This is a genomic window from Thioalkalivibrio sp. ALMg9 (genome assembly GCF_000380625.1).
GTDB classification, from domain to species: domain Bacteria; phylum Pseudomonadota; class Gammaproteobacteria; order Ectothiorhodospirales; family Ectothiorhodospiraceae; genus Thioalkalivibrio; species Thioalkalivibrio versutus.
The window spans coordinates 533,904-547,763 of record NZ_AQYC01000009.1; the positions used below are offsets into that span (position 1 = coordinate 533,904).

The following is a 13,860-nucleotide window of genomic DNA, read 5'->3' on the forward strand; positions in this document are numbered from 1 at the left end:
TGTGTGAGGCTGAAGGGCGTTTTTGCGGCGGAGGGCATGGAGATCACGGAGAAGGCCGGGGATTACCTGGGGCGGATCGCGCTAGTGGGTGTTGATCACCTCAGGTGGGATCGATGTAGCGTTGCAGGATCGGGCCGTAGGCATCGATGCGGCGATCGCGGAGAAAAGGCCACTGGCGGCGTACGGCCTCGGTCCGGCCGCGATCCAGCTCGACGGTGAGGATCTCCGGCTGCGCTTCGCCGGCGCGGGCCAGGATCTCGCCCTGGGGCCCCGCGACGAAGCTTGTGCCCCAGAAGTTCGCCCCGGGCGCGTGTCCGGAGGGGTCCGGTTCGTGCCCCGTGCGGTTGCAGGCGATCACCGGCAGGTTGTTGGCAACGGCGTGGCCGCGCTGGACGGTCATCCATGCGTCCTGCTGCCGGGCCTGTTCCTCGGGCGTGTCCTGCGGGTCCCAGCCAATGGCGGTGGGATAGATCAGTAGCTCGGCGCCGGACAACGCCATGATGCGGGCGGCCTCCGGGTACCATTGGTCCCAGCAGACCAGGACCCCGAGGCGACCGACCGAAGTGTCGATGGGGACGAAGCCGGTGTCCCCCGGGGTGAAATAGTACTTCTCGTAATAGCCGGGATCGTCCGGGATGTGCATCTTGCGGTAGGTGCCGACCGGGCGGCCGTCGGTTTCGAAGACCACTGCGGTGTTGTGATAGAGGCCCGGGGCGCGACGTTCGAACAGGGAGCCGACCAGGACCACGCCGTTGTCCCGTGCCATTGCGCCCAGGCGCTCGCAGCTCGGGCCGGGGATCGCTTCGGCGCGGTCGAAGGTGGCGAGGTCCTCGGTCTGGCAGAAGTAGGGGCCGGTGTGCAACTCGGCCAATACGACCAGGCGGGCACCGTTCGCGGCGGCCTCGGCGACCGCGGCCGCGGTGGCGTCGAGATTGGCCTCGACGCTCCCGGCATCGCGGTGCTGGATCAGGGCGACGGACAATGGGGCGTTGGGCATGGCGGGTGCTCGGTGCAGAAGGTTATTCCTGCGGGATGCCGAGGGCGGCCGCAGGGTATTGCATGGTCAGGCAGTGCAGGCTGCCCCCTTGGCGAATGATCGCCCGGCAGTCGATCTCCACGATCTCGCGTCCCGGAAAGGCCCCGGCGAGTCGGTCGCGGGCGACGGCATCGGCGGGGTCATCGTAGACCGGCAGGAGCACCGCACCGTTCAGAATCAGGAAGTTCGCATAGGTGGCGGCCAGCCGTCGGCCGTCCTCGACGATGGGGGCCGGCCAAGGGAGCGGAATCAGGCGGTAGGGCTCTCCGGAGGTCTGGCGCAGGGCCCGGAGTTCCTGTTCCATCGCCTGCAGTTCGGGGTAATGGGGGTCCTGCGGATCGTCGCACTGGACGTAGGCGATCGTATCGCGGGCGCAGAAGCGGGCCAGCGTGTCGATATGGGCATCCGTGTCGTCGCCCTCCAGCTGCCCGTGTTCCAGCCAGAGGATCCGCTCGGCACCCAGCCATTCGCCGAGGCGCTGTTCCAGCCCGGTGCGATCCAGATCGGGGTTGCGGGTGCTGGAGAGCAGGCAGCGCGTTGTAGTGAGCAGTGTGCCGGCGCCGTCGGATTCGATCGACCCGCCTTCCAGGATCAGCTCGGTGGGTTCCGGTACACAGCTGCCGAATACGCCCTGGCTGGCCAGGGCCCGAGTGATCGCATCGTCCAGATCGGCGGGGTATTTGCCGCCCCAGCCGTTGAAGGTAAAGTCCAGCAGGCGTGGCTGATTGCCGTCGAATACCGTGATGGCGCCATGGTCGCGCGCCCAAGTGTCGTTACTCGAGGCCAGGGCAAACCACAGCCGGTCGGGCCGGATGGCGGTCTCGGTCAGGAAGCCGGAGATCTCCTCGATATGCTCGGGATCGCGCGCGACGATGATGACCGGCTCGTACTGGCTGATGCTCGCGGCAATGGTGGCAAATATCGGGTGCACCTGATCCAGGACGGGTGCCCAGTCCGTGGCGTCATGCGGCCAGGTCAGCTGGATCGCACCCTGGGGCTCCCACTCGGCGGGGAGGCGGCGTTTGGGCGGCACCGGGGTGGTGTCCCCGGTACTCATGGACGGTCGGAGCGGGATCCGTTGCGCACTGCGCTGTGCAGGACGTACTCGCCCTCGAAGAACACGGAGAAGTCGGCATAGTCCCAGCGCGTGATCGGCGGATCGCCCACGGTGGCGTGGCGTTGTTCCGGCTCGCCGTGCTGGCGGATGACCGCTGACTGGCTCTGACCACGGGTTGGGGCCCCTTCACGTTCCTTTACGGTGAACCCCCCTTCGGGGCTGCGCAGGATGTCGGCCGAGGCGGTGGCCATGGCCCCGGCGAAAAGCGCCAGTGCAAGGGCGCTGGCCGCGATGCGCACGGTGCTGCCCCGGCGTGCGCCGGACTTCAAGGTGGGGTTCGCTGCGTTGCATTTCCCTGGCATGACCAACTCTCCGTTTGCTGGATGGCTCCATGGTAGCGTCAACCGCGACGCCATGCCTCCCCCGAGGCTTCCCCTATAGGCGCGACCCGGTATCTCTGGCATGCTTTCGCGATGTTTCGCCCCCTGACCCTTGCCATCGGCCTGCGCTATACGCGTGCCAAGCGGCGTAACCACTTCATCTCGTTCATCTCGGTGGTGTCGATCATCGGGCTGGTGCTCGGCGTGATGGCGCTGATCACCGTGTTGTCGGTGATGAACGGGTTCGAGCGCGAATTGCGCGAGCGCATCCTGGGGATGGCCTCGCATGCGACCATCGGTGAGGCCAACGGAGGGCTGCGTGACTGGGAGCGCCTGCAGCGCGAGGCGCCGGAGATCGATGACCGGGTGGTGGCCGCGGCCCCTTATGTTCAGGGCGAGGCGATGCTGAGTGCACGCGGGAATATCTCCGGGGCGCTGATCCGCGGTGTGGAGCCGGAGGCAGAGGAACGGGTTGCGCGCATCGGCGAACACATGATCCGGGGCGAGCTGGGGAGCCTGGAGGGCGGTCGCTACCGCGTCGTGCTCGGGCGCGAACTGGCGGCGGAACTGCGTGTGCAGGTCGGGGATTCGATCATCCTGATGGCTCCCCAGGCCTCGGTCTCGCCGGCCGGGGTGATGCCGCGCATGCGGCGCTTCGAGGTGTCCGGCCTGTTCGAGGTCGGCATGTATGAATACGACCGGGGGACTGCCTTCATCCATCTGGAGGATGCCCAGGCGGTGTTCCAGATGGGCGATCAGGTTACCGGGCTGCGGCTGCGGCTGACCGACATGATGCAGGCCGGGGTGATTGCACGCGACGTGGCGGCGCAGCTGGACGGGCTTTTCCGGGTGTCCGACTGGACCCGTCAGCATGCGAATCTGTTCCGCGCCATCCAGATGGAGAAGATGGTGATGTTCATCATCCTCTCGCTGATTGTGGCGGTGGCCGCCTTCAATATCGTCTCGACCCTGATCATGCTGGTGACCGACAAGCAGGGGGATATCGCGATCCTGCGAACGCTCGGGTTGTCGCCCGCAGGCATCATGGTGATCTTCATGGTCCAGGGGGTCGTGATCGGGGCGATCGGCATCCTCCTGGGTACCGCGGCCGGGGTCGCGCTGGCGTCCAATATCGATGTCGTCGTGCCCTTTATCGAGCGGCTGGTGGGCGTCGAATTCCTGTCCGCCGAAGTTTATTACATCAGTGACTTGCCATCTGAACTTAAACTGTCGGATGTTCTCCGGGTCGGCATTCTGGGCTTCCTGCTGACGGTCGTGGCCACCCTGTTCCCGGCCTGGCGCGCGGCCCGTACCCAGCCGGCGGAGGCGCTGCGCTATGACTGACCGCGAGACCCCGGTCCTCGAGGCCTTGGGCGTGGAACGCCGTTTCCGCGACGGCAAGCTGGATGTGGCCGTGCTGACCGGGGTCGATTTCGCCCTGCAGCCGGGGGACCAGACCGCGATCATCGGTGCCTCGGGCAGTGGCAAGAGCACCCTGCTGCACCTGCTCGGTGGTCTGGACCGCCCGACGGCCGGCGAGGTGCGCTTGCTGGGCACGGACTGGACCCGCATGAGCGAGGCGCGGCGCGGGCATCTGCGCAACCAGCATCTGGGGTTCGTTTATCAGTTCCACCACCTGTTGCCGGAACTGACGGCCGCCGAGAATGTGGCCCTGCCACTGCTGATCCGGCGGATGTCCAACCGCAAGGCGCGGGAGGAGGCCCGCCACTGGCTGCAGCAGGTGGATCTGGGCCACCGCCTGGAGCACAAGCCTTCGGAGCTCTCCGGTGGCGAGCGTCAGCGGGTCGCGATCGCCCGTGCGTTGGTCACCCGACCCTCGGCGATCCTGGCGGATGAGCCGACCGGGAACCTGGACCAGGAGCGGGCAGCACAGGTGTTCGAGCTGCTGCGCGCGATGAATCGCTCCACCGGCACCGCGCTGGCCCTGGTTACCCACGACATCACCCTGGCGCGCGAGCTGGACCGCTCGGTGCAGCTGGTCAAGGGACACCTCGAGCCGGAGGTCTTCGACGGCCAATTGGCGGCGGTCCACGAATAGGCCCCCGTGCAGCGCGCATCCGCGCGCCTGGCAGCATCGGACCCTGAGGGGGCTCGGTTGATCAGCCCAACGGCGGTTGCTTCTTGTTCGATTTTTCCTCTTCGCTGCGTTCCGCGGCTTCGCGTTCCGCCAGTTCCTTGCGCAACCGCCGCAGATAACGGCGGCTGCGCACGCGCTGGACCACGTTCAGCCGCCACAGGAAGCGCACGAGCAAATAACCCGACAGGCTCGCGACCGAGCCCAGCAGGACGCTCCCCAGGAGCAGGGGCTGCCAGATGGTCAGTAACTCTGTGCTGAACCACTCCCAGCTCCAGTCCAGGCGGATATCGCGACGGGGTTCGTCCAGAAGCTTGCGCCCGATCGTGTAGGCCGTATACAACATGGGCGGCATGGTGATCGGGTTGGAGATCCAGACCAGGATCACCGAAATCGGCAGATTGACGCGGACGATAATGGCCACGGCCGCCGCGATCAGCATCTGCATGGGCAGTGGCAGGAAGGTCACGAAGAGCCCCACGGCAAACGCACCAGCCACGGAGCGGCGGTTCAGATGCCACAGATCCGGCGACCCCAGACGCGGCCCCAGCGGGGCGAGCGCCTTGTGCCCACGCATTCGCTCCATGCCGGGAAACATCTTCTTGATGATGTGTCTTGCCATGTTCCGGGTTGCCGATGGTGCGCCTGGCGCGGGCTCGCGACCGCGCATGTGGGTTCCATTCTCGCTGATTTGGGCCGGCGAATGCCCGTGTCGCCCGGCACTTGCGTCTTGGGCCACGCAGTGGGCCGGGCGTTCAGGGCCTCAACGTGACCGCTTTCACCCTCGGACTTCTGGTCACGGCGTGGTGGCTGCACCGGGTACCGGAGCCGCTTCCGATGGCCCCGGGTCTGCTGCTCGCGCTGCTCGTGGTCACCGCAGGCGTCAGCGCCGGCCTGCGACGATACGGCTACCGGGCCACTGTGCCATGGGCGATGGCGCTGGGTGTGGTGGTCGCCTGGGGGAGCGTCTCCATGACCGCGAACATCTGGCTGGAGGAGGCCTTGGCGCCTTCGCTTGCGGGAGAAGAGGTCACCGTTCTTGCCACGGTCACCAGTTTGCCGGAACACGCCGGGCATCGCAGCCGGTTCCGGGTCACGGTGGAGGCGGTCATCGCGGGGCCGGAGGCATTCGCTGCCCGTGAGCTCCTGGTGACGGCGTATCCGGCGCGGCCTGAGGTCGAGGCAGGCACACGCGGCCAGATGACCCTGCGCCTGCGCCCGGCCGAAGGGCCCGCGAATCCTGGCGGATTCGATCGCGCGGGGTGGTTTTACCGCGAGGGCCTGCATGGCTCCGCGACGTTGCTTGATCTGGAGTCAACCGGGAACGGAGTGCCGGCCGCACCGGCACGGCCCTGGCGGGCCGACTTGCACCGCGTCCGCGGCTGGCTGCGCGGGCGGCTGGAAGTCGCGGCCCCGGAGTTGCGCCATCCGGGGCTGGTGCAGGCCCTGGTGATTGGCGACCGTCAGGGGATGACCGCGCCGGAATGGCAGGCCTTTCTGCGCACCGGAACCAACCACCTGATGGCGATCTCCGGCTTGCATGTGGGGCTGGTTGCCGGTTTTGTCGGGTTGCTGTCGGGGTTGGTCTGGAGCGGTTTGTTGCCGCTGCAACGGGGTCTGCGGAAGGCGGCCTTCATGGCGCTGGCCGGTCTGGCGGGGGCTGCGGTGTATGCCGCGTTGGCCGGCTTCAGCATCCCGACCCAGCGGGCGTTGATCATGCTCGCGGCCTTCATGGCGGCCCTGTTGTGGCGCCGCGAGGCGTTCGCCTGGCGAGGTCTGATGCTGGCCGCGATCGCGGTCGTGCTGTGGCAGCCGACGAGTGTACTGGCCCCCGGTTTCTGGTTTTCGTTTGGCGCGGTCGCGGTCATTCTTCTGTTGTTGCAGGGGCGCTCGGGGCGTCCGGGCTGGCGCGAGGCGGGGAGTATCCAGGTGATGCTGGCACTGGCGATGCTCCCGCTCAGTCTCGCCTGGTTCCAGTTGGGTTCGTGGGTCGCGCCGGTGGCCAACCTGGTGGCAGTGCCCGTGATCAGCCTGCTGGTGCTGCCGGTGTTGCTGGTCGGGGCAGGGCTGGTCGCCTTGTGGGCCCCCTTGGGGCAGCCGTTCCTGCACGCGGGCGACGGCGTACTGGCTCTGCTCGTCGGGTTGCTGGATCTCCTGTCCGGATTGCCCGTGCTGGTGGACGAGCGGCGGGTCCCGCTGGCTGCGAGCCTGCTGGGCGGGCTCGCGGTGCTCGTGGCCTTGCAGCCGCGGCTGCGTCTGGGTGCCCTGTGGGTCGTGCTCGCAGGCATGCCGCTGGCCTTGCCCATGCGACCGGATATCGAGCCGGGTGCCGTGCACGTCCTCCTGATGGATGTCGGGAACGGGCAGTCGGCCTTGCTGCAGACGCGTAACCACAACCTGTTGTTCGATGCGGGTCCCGGGCGTGCGGGTGGCTACAGCGCGGGTGAGCAGATTGTGGTCCCGACCCTTCGGGCCGAGGGGGTGCGCCGGCTGGATCGCATGATCCTCAGCCACGAACACGCCGCGCACGCCGGAGGCAGCGCCGGGGTCCGGGATTCCATACCCGTGGTCGAGACCCTGCGACGGGTGCCGGCAGAGGCCGATGAGCGGGCGTGCGAGGTCGGAGAGCGCTGGGAATGGGACGCGGTGCGATTCGAAGTGCTGCACCCGCCGCCCGGATGGGATGGCAGCGCCTCGGCCTCCTGCGTGCTGGCGGTGGAGACGGCCGGTGGCGTCCGTCTGCTGCTGACGGGCGGGCTCGGAGGACTGGGCGAGGCAGTGCTGATGCGTGATGTGCCGGACGGGCGTGCCAGTGATCTTCTGGTGCTGCCGCGCGGGGCTGGCACGGGCAGCTTGAGCCGGGGCTGGCTGGTGGATGCGCCGCCGCGCATCGCCTGGGCGAGTACCGATGGGCGCGGGCGCGGTCTGGAGGCCGCTGTCCGCGAACGTCTGAAGGCGGCCTGTGTGCCACTGCAGGAGACCGGGCTGCATGGCGCCTTGCGCCTGGAAGCGAACTCGGAGCTGGAGGTGGGGCCCGGTCATCGGGCCCGCCACCGGAGGCTCTGGCAGCCTGCGCCCTTGCCACCCTTGCGCGGGCAGGAGGGTTGCACCCCCACGCCGACGGACGAGACACGCTGGTAGAATGACCAGATGAATCGCGAACATTCCGACAACATCCGTCCCATCCGCTTCCGCGAGGGCGCGCTCCAGTTGCTGGACCAGCGCCGCCTCCCGCAGGAGAGCGTCTGGCAAACCTATCAGGACGCGCCCGCCGTCGCCGTGGCGATCCGCGACATGGTCGTGCGCGGGGCGCCGGCGATCGGCATCACGGCGGCATTCGGTGTGGTGCTGGCTTGCCAGCGCGCGGCAGGTCAGCACGACTGGCGTGCGCGGGTGGCCGTCGATATCGAGACCCTGCGCGGTTCGCGCCCCACAGCGGTGAATCTGTTCTGGGCGCTGGATCGTATGCAGGCGGTCGTGGCCGCCAGCGAGTCGGTGGATGCTGCCGTGAGCGAGACCCGGGCAGTAGCCGAGCGGATGCTGGAGGCGGACATTGCCGGCAATCGGCAATTGGGCGCCCTGGGTGCGCAATTGATCGATCCGGGTCGCGGCGTGCTGACCCACTGCAATACGGGTTCGCTGGCAACCGGGGGATATGGCACCGCGCTCGGTGTGATCCGGGCCGCCTGGGATGCCGGGCGTATCAAAGAGGTGTTTGCCGACGAGACCCGCCCCTGGCTGCAAGGCAGCCGACTGACCGCCTGGGAACTGGTGCACGACGGTATTCCGGTGCAGGTGCTGTGCGAGGGTGCGGCGGCCAGCCTGTTGCGCTCCGACCGGGTGGGCTGGGTGATCGTCGGGGCGGACCGGATTGCCGCCAACGGCGATACCGCCAACAAGATCGGCACCTATGGCCTGGCGTTGCTGGCGCGGGCCCACGGGGTGCGTTTCATGGTTGCGGCGCCCGTGGCGACCATCGACTTCGAGATGGCAGACGGATCGGGCATCCCCATCGAGCAGCGCGGCGAGGACGAGGTGCTGGCGCTGGCCGGCCAGCGCGTGGCCGCCGACGGTGCGCGCGGATACAACCCGGCCTTTGACGTGACCCCGGCGGACCTGATCGATGCCATCGTCACCGAACGCGGTGTGGTCGAGGCCCCGACGCGGGAGCGCCTGGCCACACTGCGCGAGCCCGCGGCCGCGGAATCCGCCAGACCGGGGCCTGACACCCGGGAAAATGGGCCCGGCACAGGCCGGTGTCGGGCCTGAGAGCCTCGGAGAACCGTTTTGAGGGGAGAAAAGGGCGCCCCCAGTGGTTACCCCTGTGGTATCATCGCGAGCTTGTTCAGACGGACGGCGTAACCCTCGATGGCTGAATTTGCCAAGGAAGTTTTTCCGGTCAATCTCGAAGACGAGATGCAGCAGTCTTACCTCGATTATGCGATGAGCGTAATCGTGGGCCGGGCCCTCCCCGATGTCCGTGACGGCCTCAAGCCGGTCCATCGCCGCGTGCTCTACGCAATGCGCGAGCTGGGCAATGACTACAACAAGCCGTACAAGAAGTCGGCGCGTGTGGTCGGTGACGTGATCGGTAAATACCACCCGCATGGCGACTCCGCCGTCTACGACGCCATCGTGCGCATGGCGCAGCCGTTCTCGATGCGCTACATGCTCGCAGACGGGCAGGGTAACTTCGGTTCCATCGACGGCGACTCGCCGGCGGCCATGCGCTACACCGAGGTGCGCATGGCGCGCATCGCGGCCGAGCTGCTGGCCGATATCGAAAAGGAAACGGTCGACTTTACCGACAACTACGACGGCTCCGAGAGCGAGCCGGCCGTGTTGCCGAGCAAGTTTCCCAACCTGCTGGTCAATGGTTCCGCCGGGATCGCGGTGGGGATGGCGACCAATATCCCGCCGCACAACCTGCGCGAGGTCGTCAACGCCTGCGTGGCGCTGATCGATGACCCCGACATCTCCATTGATGGCCTGATGGAACACGTGCCGGCGCCGGATTTCCCCACCGCCGGCATCATCAACGGCATCGATGGCGTGCGCGAGGCCTATCGGACCGGTCGCGGCCGGGTCCTGATCCGGGCGCGCTCGCACGTGGAGCCGCTGGAAGGCGGCCAGCGCGAGGCGATTGTCGTCACCGAGCTGCCCTACCAGGTGAACAAGGCGCGTCTGACCGAGAAGATCGCCGAGCTGGTGAAGGAAAAGCGCATGGAGGGCATCTCCGAGCTGCGCGACGAGTCGGACAAGGACGGCATGCGCCTGGTCATCGAGCTCAAGCGCGGCGAGATGGCCGAGGTGGTCCTGAACCACCTCTACATGCACACCCAGATGCAGAATGTCTTCGGCATCAATATGGTCGCGCTGGTGGATGGCCAGCCGAAGGTGCTGGATCTGCGCCAGGTGCTGCGGGCCTTCCTGCGTCATCGCCGCGAGGTGGTGACCCGGCGCACGATCTTTGATCTGCGCAAGGCGCGCGAGCGCGCCCACATCCTGGAAGGCCTGGCGATTGCGCTGGCCAATATCGATCCGGTGATCGAACTGATCCGTGCCGCGCCGAACCCGGCCGAGGCCAAGGCCGGGCTGCTGGCGCGCGCCTGGCCGCTGGGCGTGGTCAGCGACATGCTCGATCGCGCCGGGGCCAGTGCCTCGCGTCCCGAGGACATGGCGCCGGAATATGGCGTGAGCGAGGATGGTTATCGGCTGTCGGAGGCCCAGGCCCAGGCGATCCTGGATCTGCGTCTGCACCGCCTCACCGGGCTGGAACAGGACAAGATCCTCGACGAATATCGCGACCTTCTGGAGCTGATCGAAGACCTCCTGGATATCCTCGGTTCGGGCGACCGCCTGCAACAGGAAATCCGCAACGAACTGCTAGGGGTGGCCGAGCAGTTCGGCGACGAACGCCGTAGCGAGATCCGCGCGCGCCAGGCCAACCTGACGCTGGAGGACCTGATTGGCGAGGAAGACGTGGTCGTCACGCTTTCGCACGCCGGCTACGTGAAGTACCAGCCCGTGGCCGACTACCGCGCCCAGCGCCGGGGCGGTCGCGGCAAGGCGGCGACCAGCTTCAAGGAAGAGGATTTCATCGACCGGCTGGTGGTGGCCAATACGCACGACACGATCCTGTGCTTCTCCAGCCGCGGCCGGGTGTACTGGCTGAAGGTTTACGAGCTGCCGCAGGGGTCGCGGGCCGCGCGCGGCAAGCCGATCGTCAATCTGCTTCCGCTGGAAGCGGATGAACGCATCAGCACGATCCTTCCGGTGCGCGAGTACGACCCGGATCACTATGTATTCATGGTGACCGCGCAGGGAACGGTGAAGAAGACCCCGCTGACGGATTTCTCGCGCCGTCGCGCCTCCGGCATCATCGCGGTGGATCTGCGCGAGGGGGATCATCTGGTTGATGTCTCCCTGACCGACGGCACCCTCGACGTGATGCTGGTGACCACGGCCGGCAAGGCCGTGCGTTTCCACGAGAGCGACGTGCGCGCCATGGGGCGGACGGCCTGCGGCGTGCGCGGCGTGCGCATGGAGGATGATCAGCGGGTGATCGCCCTGCTGAATGTCGACGAGGGATCGGCGCTGCTGGCGACCGAACACGGTTACGGCAAGCGCACCCGTTTCGACGAATTCCCGGTGCATCGCCGTGGTGGCCAGGGCGTGATCGCGATCCAGACCGAGGGCCGCAATGGCCTGCTGGTCGGGGCAGCACGGGTGCTGGACGACGACGAGGTCATGCTGATCACCAATGGCGGGACGCTGGTGCGGACACCGATCGACCAGATTCCATTGATCGGTCGCAACACGCAGGGCGTGCGTCTGATCCGTCTCGATGAAGACGAAAACCTGGTCGAGCTCGCCCGGGTCGCCCAGTTGCAAGGCGAGGACGGCGTCGAAGACGATGAAGAGCCCGGTCAATCGGAAATCGGGACGGACCCGGACCCGGAGACGGGTCCCGAATCCAGTGACGATGGAGAACAGGCATGACGCGAGTGATGAACTTCAGCGCGGGGCCGGCGGCCCTGCCTCAGGCGGTGCTCGAACGGGCGCGTGACGAGCTGCTGGACTTCCGCGGGTCCGGGATGTCCGTGATGGAGATGAGCCACCGCGGCAAGCCCTTCATGGCCGTGGCCGAGAAGGCCGAGCAGGACCTGCGCAGGCTGATGGACATCCCCGACAACTACTCGGTGTTGTTCCTGCAGGGCGGGGCGACCGGGCAGTTTGCCGCCATCCCGATGAACCTGGCGAATGGCCGGGGTATGGACTACATCGATACCGGGGCCTGGTCCGGCAAGGCCATCAAGGAGGCTCAGAAATACGGGCCGGTGAATATCGTGGCCAGCTCGCAAGCGAGCGGGTACGACTCGATCCCGGATCGCGCCTCGTGGAAACTGGACCCGAACGCCGCCTACGTGCACTACACCCCGAACGAGACCATCGGCGGGGTCGAGTTTCCGGAAATTCCGGATGTGGGCGACGTACCGCTGGTGGCGGACATGTCCTCCACCATCCTGTCGCGTCCGATCGACGTCTCGAAGTTCGGCGTGATCTATGCCGGGGCGCAGAAGAACATCGGTCCGGCCGGCCTGACCGTGGTGATCGTGCGCAATGACCTGCTGGAGCGCGACAAGGGCAACGTGCCGGCGGTGCTGGACTGGGCGCTGCAGGCCAAGAACGATTCGATGTACAACACCCCGCCGACCTTTGGCTGGTACCTGGCCGGGCTGGTGTTCGAATGGTTGCTGGAGCAGGGCGGCCTGGAGAGCATGGGCAAGACCAACCAGCGCAAGGCCGCCAAGCTGTACCAGTACATCGACAACTCCGCCTTCTATCGCAACCCGGTCGAGCCCACGGCCCGGTCGTGGATGAATGTGCCGTTTATCCTGGCGGACGATTCCCTCGACGGGACGTTCCTCAACGAGGCGGATGCGGCCGGCCTGTCCTCGTTGAAGGGACATCGCTCGGTGGGCGGGATGCGTGCAAGTATCTATAACGCCGTGCCGGAAAGCTCCGTGGATGCCCTGATCGATTTCATGGCGGACTTCGAGAACCGCCACGCCTGATCCTGTTGAATCGTGGTCGCCGGGCGTAACTACCGGGCCAGGAGGTCGTGATGTACCGAATTCAGACCTACAACAACATCGCCGTGCGTGGGCTGGACCGCTTCCCGCGCGACCACTATGAGGTCGCGTCGGACATCAACCAGCCAGACGCCTTGATGCTGCGGTCGTTCGACCTGCATTCGGTGGAGATCCCGGATTCCGTCCTGGCCGTCGGGCGCGCCGGCAGCGGGGTGAACAACATCCCGGTGGAGGCGCTGTCCGAACGCGGGGTGGCGGTGTTCAATGCCCCGGGCGCCAATGCCAACGCCGTGAAGGAATTGGTGATTGCCGGTCTGCTGTTGGCCGCGCGCAATCTGTTGCCGGCGGCAGGCTACGTGCAGGGGCTGGACCCCACCAAGGAGGACTTCATGTCCTCGGTGGAGCACGGCAAGAAGAAGTTCACCGGCTTCGAACTGCCCGGCCGGCGCCTGGCCGTGCTCGGCCTGGGTGCGATCGGTGTGGGTGTGGCCAATGCCGCGCGGGCGCTCGGCATGGAGGTGGTGGGCTTCGACCCCAAGGTGACGGTCGAGAACGCATGGCGTCTGGACTCCGGCATCGAGCGCGCGCGCTCGGTGGAAGCCGCGATGGAGGGGGCCGATGCGGTCACGGTGCATGTGCCACTGACCGAGAACACCGCCAACCTGGTCAACGCGAAGAACCTGAGCGGGATGAATCCCGGGGCGATGGTGCTGAACCTGGCGCGCGAGGGCATCGTGGACGACGCCGCTGTGCGCGAGGGACTGGACGCCGAACGCCTGCACGCCTACATCACCGATTTCCCGGTGCAGGGCATGATGGGGCACCCGCGGGTAATCACCCTGCCGCATCTGGGGGCCTCGACGACCGAATCCGAGGAGAATTGCGCCGTGATGATCGCGGATCAGCTGCGTGACTACCTGGAAAACGGCAATGTGGTCAATTCGGTGAATCTGCCGACCCTGGTGCTGGATCGCAAGGGGGATACCCGGATCGCCGTCGTCAACCGCAACCTGCCGGACCGGGTCGGGCGCATCTCGCATACCCTGGGTGAGTCCAACATCAACATCCTGCACTTGATGAACGACTCCCGCGGCGACATTGCGTACACCCTGCTGGATGTGGATGGCCAGCCGGACCAGGCGACCCTGGATGCACTGCATGAGATCGACGGCGTGCTGCGGGCGCGGGTGCTGTAG

General features: G+C 66.9%; 11 protein-coding genes. 7 read left to right on the top strand and 4 right to left on the bottom strand.

All coding sequences use genetic code 11. From position 1 onward, the window contains the following. Positions 1 to 100 precede the first annotated feature (100 nt). From F792_RS0111610 to F792_RS0111620, 3 genes are read right to left on the bottom strand one after another with little or no spacing between them, the layout of a single operon-like run. Positions 101 to 997: a carbon-nitrogen hydrolase gene (locus F792_RS0111610; protein ID WP_018169747.1), complete on the bottom strand. Its 897-nt coding sequence runs from the start codon at positions 995 to 997 to the stop codon at positions 101 to 103. Positions 998 to 1,019: 22 nt separating this feature from the next. After that, a complete protein-coding gene (locus tag F792_RS0111615; protein WP_018169748.1) occupies positions 1,020 to 2,093 on the bottom strand; it encodes an agmatine/peptidylarginine deiminase in 1,074 nt (357 codons plus the stop codon). Beyond that, entirely contained in the window at positions 2,090 to 2,455 is a 366-nt protein-coding gene (locus tag F792_RS0111620) for a hypothetical protein (RefSeq protein ID WP_038084775.1), read from the bottom strand. The genes F792_RS0111615 and F792_RS0111620 overlap by 4 nt, the downstream gene beginning before the upstream one ends. A gap of 111 nt (positions 2,456 to 2,566) precedes the next feature. On the opposite strand from F792_RS0111620, the gene F792_RS0111625 reads away from it, so the two are divergent. Both F792_RS0111625 and F792_RS0111630 read left to right on the top strand, forming a co-directional pair. Continuing rightward, on the top strand, positions 2,567 to 3,817 hold the full coding sequence (locus F792_RS0111625) for a lipoprotein-releasing ABC transporter permease subunit (protein WP_018145718.1): 1,251 nt from the start codon (positions 2,567 to 2,569) through the stop codon (positions 3,815 to 3,817). Next, positions 3,810 to 4,532: an ABC transporter ATP-binding protein gene (locus F792_RS0111630; protein ID WP_018145717.1), complete on the top strand. Its 723-nt coding sequence runs from the start codon at positions 3,810 to 3,812 to the stop codon at positions 4,530 to 4,532. The genes F792_RS0111625 and F792_RS0111630 overlap by 8 nt, the downstream gene beginning before the upstream one ends. A 61-nt stretch (positions 4,533 to 4,593) precedes the next feature. Here the strand turns inward: F792_RS0111630 and F792_RS0111635 are convergent, their stop codons facing one another. After that, positions 4,594 to 5,190, bottom strand: coding sequence for a DUF2062 domain-containing protein (locus tag F792_RS0111635; RefSeq protein WP_018145716.1), 597 nt, complete (start codon positions 5,188 to 5,190; stop codon positions 4,594 to 4,596). Between the two features lie 215 nt (positions 5,191 to 5,405). Here F792_RS0111635 and F792_RS0111640 point away from each other — a divergent pair, with 215 nt between their 5' ends. The 5 genes from F792_RS0111640 to F792_RS0111660 all read left to right on the top strand — a co-directional run bounded on the left by F792_RS0111640 (position 5,406) and on the right by F792_RS0111660 (position 13,860). Further along, a complete protein-coding gene (locus tag F792_RS0111640) occupies positions 5,406 to 7,709 on the top strand; it encodes a DNA internalization-related competence protein ComEC/Rec2 (RefSeq protein WP_018169750.1) in 2,304 nt (767 codons plus the stop codon). 9 nt (positions 7,710 to 7,718) lie between these two features. Next, complete coding sequence (gene mtnA / locus F792_RS0111645; RefSeq protein ID WP_018169751.1) at positions 7,719 to 8,837, top strand: S-methyl-5-thioribose-1-phosphate isomerase; 1,119 nt, start codon at positions 7,719 to 7,721, stop codon at positions 8,835 to 8,837. Between the two features lie 99 nt (positions 8,838 to 8,936). Further along, on the top strand, positions 8,937 to 11,570 hold the full coding sequence (gene gyrA / locus F792_RS0111650) for a DNA gyrase subunit A (RefSeq protein ID WP_018169752.1): 2,634 nt from the start codon (positions 8,937 to 8,939) through the stop codon (positions 11,568 to 11,570). Beyond that, entirely contained in the window at positions 11,567 to 12,646 is a 1,080-nt protein-coding gene (gene serC / locus F792_RS0111655; protein ID WP_018169753.1) for a 3-phosphoserine/phosphohydroxythreonine transaminase, read from the top strand. The genes gyrA and serC overlap by 4 nt, the downstream gene beginning before the upstream one ends. A 50-nt stretch (positions 12,647 to 12,696) precedes the next feature. Continuing rightward, positions 12,697 to 13,860, top strand: coding sequence for a 3-phosphoglycerate dehydrogenase family protein (locus F792_RS0111660; RefSeq protein WP_018145711.1), 1,164 nt, complete (start codon positions 12,697 to 12,699; stop codon positions 13,858 to 13,860).

Coding starts and splice junctions, on each gene's coding strand:
- F792_RS0111630 (WP_018145717.1), top strand. CDS start 3,810: ATGACTGACCGCGAGACCCCGGTCCTCGAGGCCTTGGGCGTGGAACGC.
- F792_RS0111640 (WP_018169750.1), top strand. CDS start 5,406: ATGGCCCCGGGTCTGCTGCTCGCGCTGCTCGTGGTCACCGCAGGCGTC.
- F792_RS0111625 (WP_018145718.1), top strand. CDS start 2,567: ATGTTTCGCCCCCTGACCCTTGCCATCGGCCTGCGCTATACGCGTGCC.
- F792_RS0111610 (WP_018169747.1), bottom strand. CDS start 997: ATGCCCAACGCCCCATTGTCCGTCGCCCTGATCCAGCACCGCGATGCC.
- serC (WP_018169753.1), top strand. CDS start 11,567: ATGACGCGAGTGATGAACTTCAGCGCGGGGCCGGCGGCCCTGCCTCAG.
- gyrA (WP_018169752.1), top strand. CDS start 8,937: ATGGCTGAATTTGCCAAGGAAGTTTTTCCGGTCAATCTCGAAGACGAG.
- mtnA (WP_018169751.1), top strand. CDS start 7,719: ATGAATCGCGAACATTCCGACAACATCCGTCCCATCCGCTTCCGCGAG.
- F792_RS0111620 (WP_038084775.1), bottom strand. CDS start 2,455: ATGCCAGGGAAATGCAACGCAGCGAACCCCACCTTGAAGTCCGGCGCA.
- F792_RS0111635 (WP_018145716.1), bottom strand. CDS start 5,190: ATGGCAAGACACATCATCAAGAAGATGTTTCCCGGCATGGAGCGAATG.
- F792_RS0111615 (WP_018169748.1), bottom strand. CDS start 2,093: ATGAGTACCGGGGACACCACCCCGGTGCCGCCCAAACGCCGCCTCCCC.
- F792_RS0111660 (WP_018145711.1), top strand. CDS start 12,697: ATGTACCGAATTCAGACCTACAACAACATCGCCGTGCGTGGGCTGGAC.